Annotated in this window: 14 protein-coding genes; 6 read left to right on the top strand and 8 right to left on the bottom strand. The window is 69.5% G+C overall.

Annotated features, from left to right (window positions below):
* Positions 1 to 28: 28 nt before the first annotated feature.
* The gene (locus KY501_RS11370) at positions 29 to 1,306 is read right to left on the bottom strand and encodes a cupin domain-containing protein (protein WP_224362880.1); all 1,278 of its coding nucleotides are present in this window, start codon (positions 1,304 to 1,306) and stop codon (positions 29 to 31) included.
* A gap of 251 nt (positions 1,307 to 1,557) precedes the next feature.
* On the opposite strand from KY501_RS11370, the gene KY501_RS11365 reads away from it, so the two are divergent.
* Both KY501_RS11365 and orn read left to right on the top strand, forming a co-directional pair.
* Complete coding sequence (locus KY501_RS11365; RefSeq protein WP_224362879.1) at positions 1,558 to 2,247, top strand: phosphoribosyltransferase; 690 nt, start codon at positions 1,558 to 1,560, stop codon at positions 2,245 to 2,247.
* A 39-nt stretch (positions 2,248 to 2,286) separates the two neighbouring features.
* Complete coding sequence (gene orn, locus KY501_RS11360) at positions 2,287 to 2,835, top strand: oligoribonuclease (RefSeq protein ID WP_224362878.1); 549 nt, start codon at positions 2,287 to 2,289, stop codon at positions 2,833 to 2,835.
* Between the two features lie 24 nt (positions 2,836 to 2,859).
* On the opposite strand, the gene KY501_RS11355 is transcribed toward orn, so the two are convergent.
* From KY501_RS11355 to KY501_RS11335, 5 genes are all read right to left on the bottom strand, one after another.
* Positions 2,860 to 4,407, bottom strand: a complete 1,548-nt coding sequence (locus KY501_RS11355; protein WP_224362877.1) for a class I adenylate-forming enzyme family protein — start codon at positions 4,405 to 4,407, stop codon at positions 2,860 to 2,862.
* Positions 4,408 to 4,459: 52 nt separating this feature from the next.
* Complete coding sequence (locus KY501_RS11350; protein ID WP_224362942.1) at positions 4,460 to 5,110, bottom strand: DUF2378 family protein; 651 nt, start codon at positions 5,108 to 5,110, stop codon at positions 4,460 to 4,462.
* Positions 5,111 to 5,219: 109 nt separating this feature from the next.
* Positions 5,220 to 5,729, bottom strand: coding sequence for a hypothetical protein (locus KY501_RS11345; protein ID WP_224362876.1), 510 nt, complete (start codon positions 5,727 to 5,729; stop codon positions 5,220 to 5,222).
* A gap of 287 nt (positions 5,730 to 6,016) precedes the next feature.
* Entirely contained in the window at positions 6,017 to 7,711 is a 1,695-nt protein-coding gene (locus KY501_RS11340) for a hybrid sensor histidine kinase/response regulator (RefSeq protein WP_224362875.1), read from the bottom strand.
* A 108-nt stretch (positions 7,712 to 7,819) separates the two neighbouring features.
* Positions 7,820 to 8,287: an FKBP-type peptidyl-prolyl cis-trans isomerase gene (locus tag KY501_RS11335; RefSeq protein WP_224362874.1), complete on the bottom strand. Its 468-nt coding sequence runs from the start codon at positions 8,285 to 8,287 to the stop codon at positions 7,820 to 7,822.
* A 316-nt stretch (positions 8,288 to 8,603) separates the two neighbouring features.
* On the opposite strand from KY501_RS11335, the gene KY501_RS11330 reads away from it, so the two are divergent.
* The 3 genes from KY501_RS11330 (at position 8,604) to KY501_RS11320 (ending at position 10,691) form a co-directional block, all read left to right on the top strand.
* Positions 8,604 to 9,704 carry a GRAS family protein gene (locus tag KY501_RS11330; RefSeq protein WP_224362873.1) on the top strand — a complete coding sequence of 367 codons (1,101 nt, stop codon included), beginning with the start codon at positions 8,604 to 8,606 and terminating at the stop codon, positions 9,702 to 9,704.
* Positions 9,701 to 10,198 carry a CinA family protein gene (locus tag KY501_RS11325; protein ID WP_224362872.1) on the top strand — a complete coding sequence of 166 codons (498 nt, stop codon included), beginning with the start codon at positions 9,701 to 9,703 and terminating at the stop codon, positions 10,196 to 10,198. Before KY501_RS11330 ends, KY501_RS11325 begins: the two co-directional genes overlap by 4 nt.
* 97 nt (positions 10,199 to 10,295) lie before the next feature.
* On the top strand, positions 10,296 to 10,691 hold the full coding sequence (locus KY501_RS11320) for an STAS/SEC14 domain-containing protein (protein WP_224362871.1): 396 nt from the start codon (positions 10,296 to 10,298) through the stop codon (positions 10,689 to 10,691).
* A gap of 31 nt (positions 10,692 to 10,722) precedes the next feature.
* Here KY501_RS11320 and KY501_RS11315 read toward each other — a convergent pair whose 3' ends face one another.
* Both KY501_RS11315 and KY501_RS11310 read right to left on the bottom strand, forming a co-directional pair.
* Complete coding sequence (locus KY501_RS11315) at positions 10,723 to 11,355, bottom strand: hypothetical protein (RefSeq protein ID WP_224362870.1); 633 nt, start codon at positions 11,353 to 11,355, stop codon at positions 10,723 to 10,725.
* The gene (locus KY501_RS11310; RefSeq protein WP_224362869.1) at positions 11,356 to 12,291 is read right to left on the bottom strand and encodes a fatty acid desaturase family protein; all 936 of its coding nucleotides are present in this window, start codon (positions 12,289 to 12,291) and stop codon (positions 11,356 to 11,358) included.
* Here KY501_RS11310 and KY501_RS11305 point away from each other — a divergent pair.
* On the top strand, positions 12,290 to 15,199 hold the full coding sequence (locus KY501_RS11305; RefSeq protein ID WP_304608607.1) for an FG-GAP-like repeat-containing protein: 2,910 nt from the start codon (positions 12,290 to 12,292) through the stop codon (positions 15,197 to 15,199). The genes KY501_RS11310 and KY501_RS11305 overlap by 2 nt on opposite strands.

The raw sequence follows: 15,199 nt of genomic DNA, 5'->3' as shown, positions 1-15,199 counted from the left end.
CCCTGTTGGCGCCGCGCCCGCGCTGTCTTCAGAGGTCCACGCCCGTGGCGCGCTTGAGGTGGGCGGCGCGCAGCACCTCGTCCTCGTGGGCATGGCGCGTCAGTCCGTGGTCCGTCACTGTCAGTAACACCAGGGGCTCGGGGCCGGTGGACTGGGCCTGGTGCAGCGCCCACCGGGGAATGAAGACCGCGTCCCCCGGCTTCACGAGCACCGCCGTGCCTCGAACGTGCACGCGGCCCGTTCCCGAGAGGACCACCAGGAGCACCTCGTGGGCGTGCTCGCGCGGCTCGCTGCGGCGGCCCGGCGCCACCTGCACCACGCTCGTCTCCAGCACCTCGCCAGGAAAGGGCACCCGGTCCACGGAGAAGTCGATGCTCCGCGGCTCGTGCGTCTGGCGGAAGAAGGGGACGACGTTGGACAGGTCTCCCAGGTGGAGGGTGCGGGGATCCGGCTCCTCTGGCACCAGCGGCAGCCGCGCCTGGATGCGCTCCATCAGCGGGGCGAGCCGCCGGTACCTCGCGGACTCGAACAGGCCGTTCAGGAAGTTGCCCTGCAGCTCCAGCGCCCGCTCCATGGCTCGCGTGCACGCGTCGAACCAGCCCGGTTCGCCGGTGTGGGCGCGCACCATCTCCGCCAGCAGGTTCACACGCCGGGTGTCTCCCTGCATCTTCCGGTGGAAGAAGGCCAGGTGGCGCTCGGCCACTCCCGCCTGTTGCAACCCGTCCACGAAGACGCTGTACAGCCGCGGCAGGAGGGCCTCCATCCCGAAGGCCAGGAAGGCGCAGGCCTCATGGGGCGGCGAGCGCAGGCACCAGTCCAGGCACTCGCGCACGAAGTAGCGCGTGAAGTCGTGGAAGTGGATGGACTCGAGGTCCACGCCCAGCCCGTTGCGCAGGAAGGTGCGGAAGAGCGCGGCGGGCTGTTGCTCTGGAGGCTGGGCGGCATGCTCCTCCCAGAGCGCCTGGGTCAGCTTCGCGCTCCAGGGCTCGCTGTCGCACTGCGCCAGCAGCGCATGGAGGAAGCGCGGCGCCGAGCGGGTGACGAGGGCGTACTGGGAGAAGATGCCCGCGTAGTCCTCGCGCGTGAGCAGGCCGCGCCGGCAGGCCTGGAGCAGGCGGTTGTTCCAGAAGGGGTGCGAGGAGAGCCGCCCCTGCAGCTCCTCGACCGTGGCCTCGGGTGGGACGGGAGGGGGCGCCAGGCTGGGGAGGCGCGGCTCGGGCAGGGGGCGCGCCTTGGGAGGCTCGGATGCGCTGCGTTGCGGTGCCATCTCAATGGCGAGGGCCGGACCGGCGGACGGAGGGCTCATGGCGGGACCCGGGGGCGCTGGGGAGTTGCAGCCAATCGAAGGTGTGCACGTCTGGAAGGCTGGCAAGCCCGTGGGTGCTTGTCCCTGGGGCCGATACGACTGTCGAGGGTGCACTCATGCCTCGGGCCCGTCCCCCTCCAGGGCGTGCCGCCGAGTGAGCCACCGGTCCCTCCTTTGACGCAATGCGCTGGCTCCGTGCTTTTCCTTGTGCAGTGCGGAGCGGGGCGGGGGGCAGCCCTATGGAGGGACCGATGCGCTTTCGAGACCGGGCAGATGCGGGCCGCCGACTGGCGGCGCCGCTGCTGTCTCACCGGGGGCATGGGACGCGGGTGTTCGGGCTGAACAGCGGCGGGGTGCGCGTGGCTTATGAGGTGGCCCACGCGTTGGGAGCGCCGCTGGAGCTCTGGGTGGCGCGGACGGTGGACGTCCCCGGGGTGCCGCTGACGAGGCTCGGGGCCGTCGCGGAGGGGGATGGCTTCTTCCTGCACGCGGACACGGTGCGCTCCGTCGCTGCCCCGGCCGCCGAGATGACGGCGTGGATGGATGCGGAGGCCGGCGAGGTGGCGCTCGAGGCCCAGCGGCTGCGCGGCGCCCAGGTTCGGATGGAGGCGGGGACCTCCACGGTGGTGTTGGTGGCGGAGGGTATCCCCGCCGGGGACTTGCAGGTGTACGCGGCGCTCCGAGGGCTGAGACACCAGCAGCCCCGGCGCCTGGTGCTGGCGGTGCCCGTGGCCGCGGCGGAGGAGCTGGAGCGGCTGCGGCTCGAGGCGGATGAGGTGGTGTGCCTCCAGCCCATCTGGGCACTGCTCTCCGTGGACCATGCGTACGATGACCTCCGAAGCCTTCCGGACCTGGAGGTCCGCCAGCTCCTGGAGCGGGCAAGGGAGTTCGGACCGGGCCGCGAGAACTGGGTGCCGGCCCAGGGCGGTGAGTGGATCTGAGCCACGTGGCCGGGCCCATCCTGGTAGGGTCCGTCCCCCATGAACTCACCTGAACCGCGCTTCGTCTGGCTGGACCTCGAGATGACGGGGTTGGACCCGGAGACGTGCGCCATCATCGAGATTGGCATCATCATCACCGGGCCGGACCTCAAGCCCATCGCGGAGATGGAGCGCATCGTCTGGCAACCGGATGAGGTGCTGGCGCGGATGGAGCCGGTGGTGCGGGACATGCACACGCGCAACGGGCTGATATCGCGGGTGAAGGCCTCGCCCATCTCCCTGCGGGTGGCGGAGCGGGACATCACCTCGCTGGTGGCGGACCACTGCGCGCTGGGCGAGGGCGTGCTCTGTGGCAACTCCATCCACACGGACCGGCGCTTCCTCATCCGCTACATGCCGATGCTGGAGCGCTTCCTCCACTACCGCATGGTGGATGTGACGAGCCTGAAGGTGCTTACGCGGGCCTGGTTCCCGGATGTGGCCGAGCCGCGCAAGAACCCCTCCGGGCACACGGCGCTGTCGGACCTGCGCGCGAGCATCGCCGAGCTCACCTATTACCGCGAGAACTTCTTCCGCGCCCACGGCTGAGCGCCCTCGCGGGGCGCCCGGGGTTCAGCGCGAGCCCAACCGCTCGCGCAGGACGTGCTTCTGCACCTTGCCCAGCGCGTTGCGGGGTAGGGCGTCCACGAGCTCCACGCGCCGAGGCTTCTTGAAGCTGGCCAGCCGGTCCTTGCACCAGTCCACCAGGGTCTGGGGCTCGGGCGCGGGCTGGCCGGCGGCGGGCACCACCACGGCCACCACCTGCTCGCCGAAGTCCGGGTCCGGCAGGCCGAGCACCGCCACCTCGCCCACGCCCGGGTGCGTGGCGAGCACCTCCTCCACCTCGCGCGGGTAGATGTTGAAGCCCCCGCTGATGATGAGCTCGCGCGCGCGGCCGGTGATGTGGAAGTAGCCGTCCTTGTCTCGCAGGCCCAGGTCGCCGGTGCGGAACCACCCGTCGGCATCGAACGACTCGCGCGAGGCGTCTTCCCGCCGCCAGTAGCCGGCGAAGACGTGCGGGCCGCGCACTTCGATCTCCCCCGTCTCTCCGTCCGCGAGCGGCTGGCGGCCGCGCACGTCCACCACGCGCGCCTCCTGGCCGGGGAAGGGCATGCCCACCGTGCCCGGACGGCGCTCGCCGTCATAGGGGTTGGTGGTGTTCATGATCGTCTCGGTCATCCCGTAGCGCTCGAGGATGCGCTGGCCGAACTCGGCTTCGATCTCCTGGAAGAGCTGGGCGCTGAGCGGTGCGGAGCCGGAGACCATCAGCCGCAGCGGGCGGGGGCGCAGGCCGGTGCGGCGGGACTCCTCCAGCAGCCGGCTGTACATGGTGGGCACGCCGAAGAACAACGTGAGCGAATCATCCGAGTGCAGCGCCTCCAGCACCTCCGAGGCCACGAAGCGGCGGCGCAGGTCCACGCTGGCGCCGGTGTAGAGCGTGCCGTGCAGGCCCACCATGAGCCCGTGCGTATGGAACAGTGGCAGGGCCAGCAGCAGCCGGTCCTCGGCCGTCCACCGCCAGGCCTGGGTGACGGCCCGGATGTTGGAGAGCAGGTGGCTCTGGCGCAGCATGGCCCCCTTCGAGCGCCCCGTGGTGCCCGACGTGTAGCCGAGCACCGCCGTCTCGGTGCTCCCAGGCACCGTCATGGACAGCTGTGCCTCCACGGGCTCCGCGAGCAGCGAGTCGAAGGCCGTCACGGTGACGGATGACGGGAGCGCAGCGCCAGGCGGCTCCACGGTGATGAGCCACTCCAGCGAGGGGAGCGAGGGCAGCAGCGGGGCCAGCTCCGCCACGCCCGCCGCGCCGGTGACGCAGGTGCGCGCCTCGGAGTCCGAGAGGATGTGGCTCAGCTCCACCTGCCGGTACTGCGTGTTGACGAGCACGACGATGCAGCGGGCGTACTGCGCGCCGAGATAGGCGATGACGAACGCGGGGCTGTTCTCCAGGAACAGGGCCACGCGCTCACCGGGCTCCTTGCGCCGGCGCAGGAGCGCCTGGGCGAAGGCGGTGACGCGCCGGGCGAGCTCTCCATAGGAGTAGCGCTCGGAGCCGAAGCTCAGCGCCAGCCGGTCCGGCGTCCTCCGGGCATGCTCCAGGAAGACTTCGAGGAGGGTGTGCATGGGGCGGCGAGCCTACCCGCTCCGCCCCGCGCTGGCGCCTCCAAGCCGCTCCTCACCTCACGCGGGCGAGCACCACGGGGCCCGTCGTCCCGGCCGGGGCCTGGGACAGGGGCACGCGGTAGGTGAAGCTGTGGCCGGAGGGATCCGTCGGCGTCACCAGGATGACGGGGACGCGGGTGCCGCACACCTCCACCAACTGCGCGATGATGCCGCGCACGAACTGCCCATCCAGCCCGGGCACGGGGCCGATGGCGGCATGGTATTCCGGCATCACCTCCACGGTGACTTCCATGTCGCCGCCGGGCAGCTCGCGCGAGCGGGCCTTGGCATGGTTGACGCCCGTCTGGAGCACGCGCGTCATGTGATTGAGCATCCGGCGAGCGCCCCACATGCGCGCCATGCCAAACAGCGCCTTGCCCATGCTCGTGGCGCCAAAGCCCTCGAGCGCCTTGATGCCCAACTGGTAGCGCGCCTCATCGCGAGGCAGGTCCGGGAAGCGGACCTCCGCGCACAGCTTGAGCGTGCCCAGCAGCGTCATCAACGGGTAGGCGCTCAGCAGGGGCCGGTCCACGTCCACGCCCATGGCCATCAGCTTCCGCCGGGCGTCGCCATCCAGCCGGTCCTTCATGGCGTGGATCAGCAGGCCCTCCATCAACTGATCGAAGGCCACAGGCTCTTTGCGCAGGGGCTGCTCGAGGGGCATGGCTCTCACGCACTGCTCCTGAAACCGCAAGGGGACGGACTGGATGCGAAGCGGGAATGCCGCGGAGTGGCCCATGACACCCTCTGGTGTCCGGGAGTGACTGGAAGTTTCAGGTGTCGGCCGGAGCATCGTAGTCCGGCGTCAGGTCCACCGCGTTCACGGTGAGCAGGTGGTAGATGATGATGTTGCTCATCCAGAAGAAGATGGCGCCGAAGCTCACGTACACCAGCGGTGAGCCGGGCCATACCTGCAGGGGATTGCCCATGAGCTTCGCCGACACGAAGCCCCCCGCCCACTCCACGCACCAGGAGATGGCCGTGCCATATGCCACGCGCCGCCATACCGTGAGCCGCTTCGGGTAGAACCAGTAGTAGTGCAGTGTCCACATCATCCCGATGCCGAACGCCCACATCATCAGGCTGGCGAACGAGAACCAGTGGTACGGCGAGCTCGGGTAGACCCAACCCCAATCTCCCTGGACCATGCGGAACAGCTGGTTCTGCGTCAGCTCCAGCAGCCAGAAGATGGGGGTGAGGTAGAGGATCTGCGTGGCCAGGACACGCGCATAGGTGAAGAAGGACCTCTCCTGAAGTCCCGGGGCCACGGTGAGCGTGTTCATCCTTCCCCTCCAAGATGGGCGGATTGATGGAATGGCGTGGTAAGCGGAGACCGGATTGAAGTTTCAGTCGCCACCCTGACGCTTCTGTTCAACCGACAACCGGTTGCGCCAGGACGCCACCCGGAACGGTCTCACGGCGTTCGCGATCAGAACAAGTGGGCCTCCGGCGGGTGGGCAGGGGCGGGGCCTTCTGCCCTCTGCGGCGACAGCACCTCACACATCTGTCCGGGGAGAGCGACCTGACGGAGCGGGCAGCAGGTTCACTCCCAGTGGGTGGGGAGTGGCGCTCAGCCCCGAGGCAGGCGCACGGTGAAGGTGGTCCCCGTCTCCACGGAAGAGGCCACCTCCACGGTGCCTCCGTGGCCGCGGACGATCTCCTGGACGATGTAGAGGCCCAGGCCGATGCTGCGGCTCTGCTTGCCCACGGTGGGCTCGCCCCGCGTGAGTGGCTCGAAGAGGCGGGGCAGCATCTCCGGAGGAATGGGCGTGCCCTGATTGCTCACCACGAGCAGGGCGGAGTTCGGGCCCGCCTCCGTGTGCACGCGCACCGGGCTGCCAGGCGGGCTGTAGGCCAGTGCGTTGCCCACCAGGTTGGTGAGCACCTGGGCGATGCGATCCGGATCCCACTGGCCGTGGCCGTCCCCGTCGGCCTCCACCTGTACCTGCCGCTCCGGGTGGGCCTGCAGCACCTCGTCCACCACGTGGCGCGTCACCTCGTGCAGATCCATGGGCCTCCGGTTCAGCGGAATACCGCTGCCCAGACGGGCCTGCGTGAAGTCCAGGAAGTCTCGGATCAGGCGCGTGGCCCTGTCGCACGAGGAGGCAATGCGGCGGACCGCCTTGAGCTGCTGCTCGCTCAATCCCGGCGTCGCCTGGAGCAGCCCCGCCGCCATGGTGATGGCCCCCAGCGGGTTGCGCAGATCATGCGAGACGATGCCGATGAGTTGCTGCTCGAACTCGGTCCGGCGGCGCAGCTCCTCCTGGTCCCGCCGCTGCTGCTCGTGGGCCAAGCGCTCCTCCTCGTAGAGCCGGACCCGGTCGATGGCCTGGGCGCAGGCGTGGGCCACGGCGGTGAAGAAGGCCCGGTCGTCCTCGGTGAAGCCGCGCTCATGGGAGAAGGAGAGCCCGATCGCCCCCAGCGTGCGGCCCCGGACCAGCAGGGGCAGCGCGGCGGCGGCTAGGCTGAACGTCCCATGGGCCATGTGCGGGTAGTGCGTCTGCCAGTCCGCGCGCGAGGTGAGCCAGTACGGCCGGGCCTCGCGGAACGCGTCCGTCAGGGGCGTGGAGCTCTGCACCGGCACGCGCTTCCACCGCGTCACCAGCTCCTCGGAGTAGCCCACGGACTGCACCACCTCGAGCGACTCGCCCGTGGAGTCCAGCAGGCACACGGAGCCCGCGATGGCTCCCAGCGAGGGAAGGCCCTGCTCGAAGAGGGCCCGGATGACCTGCTCCAGCGAGGTGGCCTCCGTCAGCCGCGAGGCGAGGGCCTGGAGCCGGGCGATGTAATCCGCGGCCCGGTGCGCGGCCTCGCGAGCGGTGGCCTCCTGCTGGCGCAGCAGGTCCGCCTGGCGCCGCACCTGCTGCTGCGCCCGGAACAGCTCGATGAAGACGGCCACCTTCGAGCGCAGCACGTCCGGCGAGAAGGGCTTCTGCAGGTAGTCCACCGCGCCGTGCGCGTAGCCCTCCCGCACGTCCGCCTCGTCCCGGCCATAGGCGGTGAGGAAGATGATGGGGATGTTGCGCGTGCGCTCGCGCTGCTTGATGAGGGCGGCCGTCTCGTAGCCATCCATCCCCACCATCTGCACGTCCAGGAGGATGACGGCGAAGTCCTCGGACAGCAGGTTGCGGAGCGCCTGTGAGCCGGAGGTGGCCTTGGTCAACCGCACCTCCAGGGGCGCGAGGATGGCCTCGAGCGACAGGAGGTTGGCGGGGTTGTCGTCTACCAGCAGCACGCCCGGTTCGTCGCTCGCTTGGGAGGCCATTCGAGTCGTCTCAGGGAGATTCACCAACCGACCCGGCTTTCCGATTCGAGGAGCCCCCCCAGCATAGCGCCCACTCAACTTTCCAGGGGAGGGCCGAGATTCCTCCTCTCAAGGGATGGAGAGCAGCTCCACGTCGAAGATGAGCACGGAGTTGGGGGGGATGGGACCCTGGCCCTTGGCTCCGTAGCCCAGCGAGGAGGGGATGACGAGCTTGCGCACCCCGCCCACCTTCATGCCGGGGATGCCCTCCGTCCAGCCGTCGATGACGGCGGTCTTGCCAGGGGTGAACGAGAAGGCGGTGCGGCCCGCGGACTTCGAGCTGTCGAACTGAGTCCCGTCCGGCAGCCAGCCGGTATAGTGCACGGTCACCTGGCGGCCCTTCGTGGCCTCGTCGCCGGTGCCGACCTGGAGGTCCTGCAGGTAGAGCCCGCTCTCGCGGTGCTCCATGGCGGCCAGGTCCACGCCCAGTTTCGGCGCGTAGGTGACCTTCGTCGGATCTCCACTTCCGGAGCTCGCCTCGTCGTCTCCACAGCCGACGAGCAAGAGGAGTGAGCACAGCAGCAGGGAGCGGATCATGGGGGAGCCTCCAGGGGGCAACGTGGCGCGTGGTGAGAGGCGCACTGCATACCTCGGGGCGAGTGGGGCACGCATCTCCTGGGTGGCAGTCGACAATCCAGGAGGTAGGCAGAAGGGCCTGCGGGGCAGGTGCCGGACAGTGGAAGTCTGGCTCGAATACCCGACGTGTCAGGTCTTCCAGGTGAGGCGACCGGACGCTGGGGGTCCCTTTCACCCCCGCCTTGCAAACGCTCGCCACGACACGGCTACACTGAAGCCCTCGCACCAGGAGCGCGCAACGTCTCGCCATCCGGGGGGGATCTGAAGGAGCCGGATTTTGGACTCGCCCAAGTTGGAGCTGCTGACCCAAGGGCTGGAAGAAGTCATCGAAGGTCGACCGGACGATGCGAGGAAGACACTCGCTTCCCTCCGTGGCCGGTTGGACGTGGACGCCTTTCCCGAGGACATGCAGTACCTCATCTTCGCGGCGGCGCTGTCCCGGCGGCTGAGCGGCACCGCGGCGGATGAGTTCAACCTCTACCTGCGGCGTTACGAGCACCCGCAGATCAACCTCTTCTCGCTGCTGGCGTCGCGGCTGCCGCTGGTGCCCATGGCGGGCACCATCGCCAACGAGCTCATCGCGGCGCTGGTGCGCGGGCACGACACGTTCACGCTGCTGGACGTGGGCATCGGCGTGGGGCGGCAGGAGGTGGCGCTGCTCAACGCGCTGGCGGCCTCCAACTCCCTGCCCCGGCACGTCACCATCGTGGGGGTGGAGCCCGGAGAGGGCTCGCTGCGCGCCGCGGAGGAGTCCCTCACGGCGACGGCACGAGGCCTGGGGGTGGGGCTGCGCTTCATCGGTCTGCCGCAGACGGCCGAGACGCTGAGCGAGGAGCACTGGGCGATGCTGGGAGATCTACCCGGTCCGCGCGTGGTCAACTCCGCCTTCTCCATGCACCACATCGCCTGGCGGCCCGAGGGGGAGGACTTGCGCGACGCCTTCTTCCGGCGCCTGTGCCAGTGGGCGCCCACGGGCGTGGTGCTGTGCGAGCCCAACTCCAACCACCACCGCTCGGCCATCCGCGAGCGCTTCCACAACTGCTGGCGGCACTTCTACTTCACCTTCCAGTTGCTCGAGGAGCTGGACATCCCCCGGCAAGAGAAGAACACCATCAAGGTCTTCTTCGCCCGCGAGGTGGAGGACATCGTCTCCACGCTGGACGAGCAGCAGCGCAGCGAGCGGCATGAGAACGCGAGCGCCTGGGTGGAGCGGCTGGTGCGCAGCGGCTTCCAGCCGGAGGAGATGCAGGGGCGCCAGTGGTCCGCCGCGCATCCGGCCGTCACCCTGAGGCCCCAGCGCGGCTACGTAGGGCTGGAGTACCGGGACGAGACCATCGTCGCCGTCCTCTGCGCCACCGGGGCCGGCGCGAGGCCATGAGCTGGGCCGCGCTGGAGCAGCGGGCCCGTGAGGTGGTGGAGCGCTGCCGGGCCGCGGGAGTGCGGCTCGCGGTGGCGGAGGCGTGCACCGGCGGGCTCATCGCCGCCAGCCTCACGGGAGTGCCGGGCTCCTCCGCGGTGCTGGAGCGCGGCCTGGTGCCCTACTCGAACGAGTCCAAAGAGGAATTGCTGGGCGTGCCGCGGGAGCTGTTCGTGGCCCATGGCGCCGTCAGCCCCGAGGGAGTCCGAGCTATGGCCGAGGGCTTGCTGGCCCGAGCCCCCGTGCAGCTGACACTTGCTGAGACGGGCATCGCCGGACCGACGGGAGGCACCCCGAGCAAGCCCGTGGGGCTCGTCTTCCTCGCGGTGGCCCGGCAAGACGCGCCTACCGTGGTGGAGCGCCATGTTTTCCCGGGAGATCGCGACGCTGTCCGGCACGGCGCGGCGGTGCGCGGCCTGGAGTTGATCCTTGAACAGCTCGGGAGGGAAACCTGAGCTTCGACCGTACACCTACATTGGTGGCGGCGTTTTGACGGGGGGCGATATAACATCACCGCAGTCAGTCAGTGGTCGCGGGCCGGGAGGAGTTGCGGTGTACCAGATCCAGATCGACAAGACGAACGCCATCGTGGACTTCATTCTCGATGGCTACATCCGTGTGGACGAGATGCAGAAGTTCGTCGCCGAGCTGAAGTTGGCGACGGCGAGCCTCTCGGGGCGAGACATCAAGATCAAGGCGGATGTGCGCACCTTCAAGCCCGCTTCGCCCGAGGCGGCGGAGATGATCCGTCAGGTCCAGGAGTTCGGGCTGCGCTCGGGCGTGAAGCGGGTGGCCGAGCTGGTGGAGAGCCAGATCGTCGCGCTGCAGCTCAACCGGGTGGCGCGCGAGAGCGGCACGGACAAGGTGCTGCGCCGCTTCTGGGAGGACTCGGCGGCGCGCCAGTGGCTGATCCACGGAGAGGCCGCCGAGCAGGACAGCAGTCCCTGAGTTTCCGGAGGCGCCATGCCGGCCGGGCGCCTCAGGAAGAAGACACCCCGAACCCGAGCAGTGCCGCCAGCGCGCCGTACAGGGGCACATTGAGGGCGAGGGTGAGCCGGTTGATGCGGCGGAAGCGGGCCTGTTCCTCGTCGGCGAACCAGACGCCCTCTTCGCCTGTCGTGGCCCCCTCCACCGCGTGGAAGAAGAGGGCCGCGTAGACGATCTCGATGACGAGGCTGAGCAGCACCAGCCCCACGAGCGCGAGCGCCCACACCTCCGAGCGGGAGAGCGGCCCGAGCCAGTGCTCGGAGTGCCAGGCCAGCCCGCCCAGCACCAGGACGAGGCACAGCACGTCATGGCCGATGCCGTATGGCGGGCGCCAGTTCTTGGAGACGTAGAGCATGTACATCTCCGCCGCGCCGCGGATCCACATGGAGGCGCCAAAGAGGCCGAGCACCATGCGGGCCTCGGGGGCCACGGCGGAGTCGAGCGCCACGGCCGGGCAGACGATGAACCAGAGGTAGACGGCGTAGAAGAGCCAGGCCACCTTGGGTGGAGAGATGCGGCCCCCGCGCGTGCCCTGGCTGTTCTGGCGCCGCTGGAAGAGGACGCCGAGGATGGCGAAGGCGCTCAGCAGGAGCAGCAGCGCGGCGCGGGTGAGCGGGGAGAGCATTCAGGGGCGACGGGGGCGAGGGTAGTGCTCGGGGTAGTGCTGGAGGTACCACGCGCGCAGCCGGGGCAGGTGCTGGGCGGCCACCTGGGGGTGGAGGTGGTGGACGATGTGGCAGCCCACGTTGCGAGGCGCCAGCACCAGCCGGCCCAGCCATCCCAGCCCATGGTCCGCGGTGGAGGCGAGGATGCCCTGGAGCGTGTTGCCCTGGTGGCGAGCGGGGGTGTGCTCGGCCAGGAGCCGATAGGCGGACATCGCCGAGGCCATCATCAGCGGCAGCAGGTACCCGAGTCCCACGGCGCGGGGCCAGCGCCAGGCCAGCGCGAGCACTCCGAGGTGGAAGAGCACCTGCCCGAGGTCCGCGCGGGCACAGGCGATCACCTCTTCCTCGTGGGTGAGGTCCTCTCCGGAGCGGTCCAGGAGGAAGAGGCGTCCATAGAACGTCCGCAGTGAGGGAAAAGTCCAGGCCAGCACTCCGACGGGGCCGCGCACCACCCAGAAGGGGACGACGGGGACGAGGAGCAGCCACATGGGCACCGCGTGCCACCAGGGCCCGGGCGGCGGCTTGTGGTAGCCGTCCAGTGCCGTGCCCTCGTGTTGGTGGTGGCGCAGGTGGTGGTAGCGCATGGCGTTCCACGTCGAGGCGATGGGGTAGCCCGCGAGGCACTCCAGCAGCCAGAGCTCCGGCCCCTTGTGGCGCACGGACATGTGTACCGCGTCATGAAGGATGACGCCGAAGGCATGCAGCCGGCCGGCGATGAGGAGCAGGAACAGCGGCGTCGCGGCGGGGAGCAGCTGCAGGCCCGCCTGGCACGCGGCGATGAGGGCCCACTCGGTGAGGGCCATCCGCAGCAACTGGGGCACGCGGGCCTGACCCAGCAGCTCGCGGGGCACCACGGCGCGGGGCGGCAGGAGCGTGGAGGCGGAGGGGAGACTCATGGCGGCGAGCCCCTCCAGTGAAGCCAGCGGGCGGGCTCGTGGCAAGTCCCCCGGTATCTGGACAGGGCGCCACGTGTCGGGGCACGCTCCGCGCATGCACACACCGACGCGCGTCGAGCGCTGGGGCTGGATCTGGCCCCGCAGGAACGACCCGCGCATTCCCTTCGCGTGCCTGCTCACGCTCTACGGCGTGCTGGGCTTCACGTTCTTCGGCTTCAACCGCAGCCCCTCGCAGATGGCGACCATCGTCATCACCGGCAGCGTGCTGGATGCGGCGCTCGGCTGGTTGCTGCGCCGGGAGAAGGTGGTGCCGCTGAGCGGGTACATCTCGTGCTGCTCGTTGGCGCTGCTGCTCAACTACTCGCACCACAGTTGGTTGTTGCTGCTGCCGGTGTGGTTGGCGATCGGCTCGAAGTACGTGCTCACCTTCGAAGGGCGGCACTTCTTCAACCCGTCGATGTTCGCGGTGGCCACCTCGCTGCTGCTGTCGCGCGAGCTCATCACCGCGGCGCCCGCGTACCAGTGGGCCAACGGCTCGGTGGCGATGTCGGCCTTCATCCTGATGGCCGCGCTGGTGCTCTTCATCTTCCGGGTGGGGCGGGGCTGGCTGGTGGTGAGCTTCCTGCTCTTCTACGCGGCGCAGACGGCGCTGCGGGCCTACGTCATGCGGCACCACCTGCCGCCCGAGGTGCTCTTCCTGGGCACGCTGGGGGCGCCTTCGTTCTTCATCTTCGTCTTCTACATGCTCACGGATCCGGCGACGTCTCCGCCGAACCGCCGGGGGCAGGTGCTGCTCGCGCTGGCCATCACCCTGGTGGACCTGCTGCTGCACTTCAAGGAGAGCGTCTACACCTTCTTCTACGCCGCGCTCACGTGCGCCACTGCGCGCTTCCTGTTCCTCCACGCGCGAGCGCTCTGGCGGCGCGGGCTGCGCGAGTCCCTGGGGGTCTTCTTCTCCGCGGACCGGCTCAAGCGCGTGGGCGTGGTGGGAGGGCTTGGCGCGGCCCTGGCCGGGCTGTACTTCGGCGTCGTGGCGCCCTCCGTGAAGGCGCACCCGCTGTCCTTCCACATGGATCGGATGGAGGCTTCGTATACGGGGCTGGGCTCGGAGATGGGGGACGTGCTGACGCGAGTGGATCCGCGCGTGGCCCACATCTCCAAGTGGGTGCTGAGCGTGGGCGATGCGGTGGCGACGGGGGACTTCGATGGGGACGGGCTGATGGACCTCTACCTGTCCCACACGCTCAAGAAGGATGCGTACCGCGCGGCGCTCTACCGCAACCTAGGGGACTTCCGCTTCGAGCGGGTGGCGGTGCCCGCGCTGGAGCGCTTCGCCACGAACTATGCCCAGGACGGGCTGCCCGGCACGGCCACCTTCGTGGACTATGACGGGGACGGGGATCAGGACCTGGCCATCGGCGTGGCGTTCGGGCCCTCGCGGCTGCTGCGCAACATGCTGCGCGAGACGGGCAAGCCCACCTTCGAGGACGTTACCCAGGCGGCGGGCCTCGCGGACCACTCGGTGAGCCTGGGGATGGCGTTCCTCGACTACGACCGGGACGGGAGGTTGGACGTGCTGGTCACCAACGCGCTCACCACGCACCTGCCGGACTACGCGAAGCCCACGCCGCTCAACCTCTTCCACCTGCCCGCGCCCGAGTACCCCGGGGATCGGCGCATGTTCCGCTTCATGCACGACGGGTGGCACCAGGCGGATAACGGAGGCCTCAACCGCCTCTACCGCGCGCGGGGCGATGGCACCTTCGAGCCGCTGGACATGAAGGCCGTGGGGATGACGGAGACGCGCTGGTCGCTCGCCACGAGCACGGTGGATCTCAATCACGATGGGTGGACGGACCTCTACATCGCCAACGACTTCGGGCCGGACGAGGTGTACCTGAACGAGGCGGGCCAGCGCTTCCGCCGCATCGTTGGCCAGCGCTTCGGGGAGATTGGCAGGGACACGTACAAGGGGATGAACGCCGCGGTGGCGGACTTCGACCGGAACGGGTACCTGGATGTGTACATCTCCAACGTGCACCACTCGCTGCAGGCCGAGGGCAGCCTGCTGTGGATGGTGGGGCCGGGCGCGGATCCGTTCCTCCCCGAGTTCAAGGACGAGGCCACCTTCCGTGGCGCGCTCAATGAGCGGCGTTTCGGTTGGGGCGCGGCGGCGGGAGACCTGGACAACGACGGATGGCCGGACATCGTGCAGGCCAACGGCATGGTGGATGACCGGCTGGACAAGCTGCTGCCGGACGGGGCGCGCAAGGACTACTGGTACATCAACCACAAGCTGATGCAGTCCGGGCCGGAGGTGCACACCTACGCGGACCAGTGGGGAGACATTCGCGGGCGCACGCTCTACCCGAACGAGGCCCGGCGCGCGTACCTCAACCTGGGGGACGAGCAGCCCGGCCACTTCGTGGACGTGGCGCGCGAGCTGGGAGTGGAGGATCCGGACAACTCGCGCGGCGTGCTGATGGCGGACCTGGACAATGACGGGGACCTGGATCTGGTCATCACCAACCAGCACGGGCCTACCTCGGTGTACCGCAACACGCTGCGCTCCGCGGGGGCTCCGGTGCCGGAGCGCGCGCACTTCGTGGGGCTCTCGCTGGAGGGAGACGGTGTGCGGACCCACCGGACCGCGGTGGGCACGCGCGTGGTCATCTCCTACGAGGAGGGGGGCCAGCACGTGGAGCAGGTGCAGGAGGTGGGGCTGATGGGAGGCTTCTCGGCCTCGGCGGATCCGCGCATGCACTTCGGGCTGGGGCGGCACTCGGGGCCCGTGACGGCCACGGTCTACTGGTACGGCGCGGAGGAGCAGACAGTGCAGCTCGAGGCCGATCGCTACCATGAGGTCCGCCAGCCGCCGGGCAACACGGCACTGCAGGGGAGGAGATAA

Source organism: Hyalangium versicolor (genome assembly GCF_020103695.1).
In the GTDB taxonomy this organism is placed as follows: Bacteria; Myxococcota; Myxococcia; order Myxococcales; family Myxococcaceae; genus Hyalangium; species Hyalangium versicolor.
Note: the sequence above shows the minus strand (reverse complement) of the source record. Positions and strands in the feature narration are given on the sequence as shown.

Excerpts from the sequence above, each read along its gene's own strand:
- KY501_RS11305 (WP_304608607.1), top strand. The coding sequence starts at position 12,290 with ATGGCGGCGAGCCCCTCCAGTGAAGCCAGCGGGCGGGCTCGTGGCAAG.
- KY501_RS11310 (WP_224362869.1), bottom strand. The coding sequence starts at position 12,291 with ATGAGTCTCCCCTCCGCCTCCACGCTCCTGCCGCCCCGCGCCGTGGTG.
- KY501_RS11345 (WP_224362876.1), bottom strand. The coding sequence starts at position 5,729 with ATGAACACGCTCACCGTGGCCCCGGGACTTCAGGAGAGGTCCTTCTTC.
- KY501_RS11315 (WP_224362870.1), bottom strand. The coding sequence starts at position 11,355 with ATGCTCTCCCCGCTCACCCGCGCCGCGCTGCTGCTCCTGCTGAGCGCC.
- KY501_RS11335 (WP_224362874.1), bottom strand. The coding sequence starts at position 8,287 with ATGATCCGCTCCCTGCTGCTGTGCTCACTCCTCTTGCTCGTCGGCTGT.
- KY501_RS11350 (WP_224362942.1), bottom strand. The coding sequence starts at position 5,110 with ATGCCCCTCGAGCAGCCCCTGCGCAAAGAGCCTGTGGCCTTCGATCAG.
- KY501_RS11340 (WP_224362875.1), bottom strand. The coding sequence starts at position 7,711 with ATGGCCTCCCAAGCGAGCGACGAACCGGGCGTGCTGCTGGTAGACGAC.
- KY501_RS11370 (WP_224362880.1), bottom strand. The coding sequence starts at position 1,306 with ATGAGCCCTCCGTCCGCCGGTCCGGCCCTCGCCATTGAGATGGCACCG.
- KY501_RS11365 (WP_224362879.1), top strand. The coding sequence starts at position 1,558 with ATGCGCTTTCGAGACCGGGCAGATGCGGGCCGCCGACTGGCGGCGCCG.
- KY501_RS11355 (WP_224362877.1), bottom strand. The coding sequence starts at position 4,407 with ATGCACACCCTCCTCGAAGTCTTCCTGGAGCATGCCCGGAGGACGCCG.
- orn (WP_224362878.1), top strand. The coding sequence starts at position 2,287 with ATGAACTCACCTGAACCGCGCTTCGTCTGGCTGGACCTCGAGATGACG.
- KY501_RS11325 (WP_224362872.1), top strand. The coding sequence starts at position 9,701 with ATGAGCTGGGCCGCGCTGGAGCAGCGGGCCCGTGAGGTGGTGGAGCGC.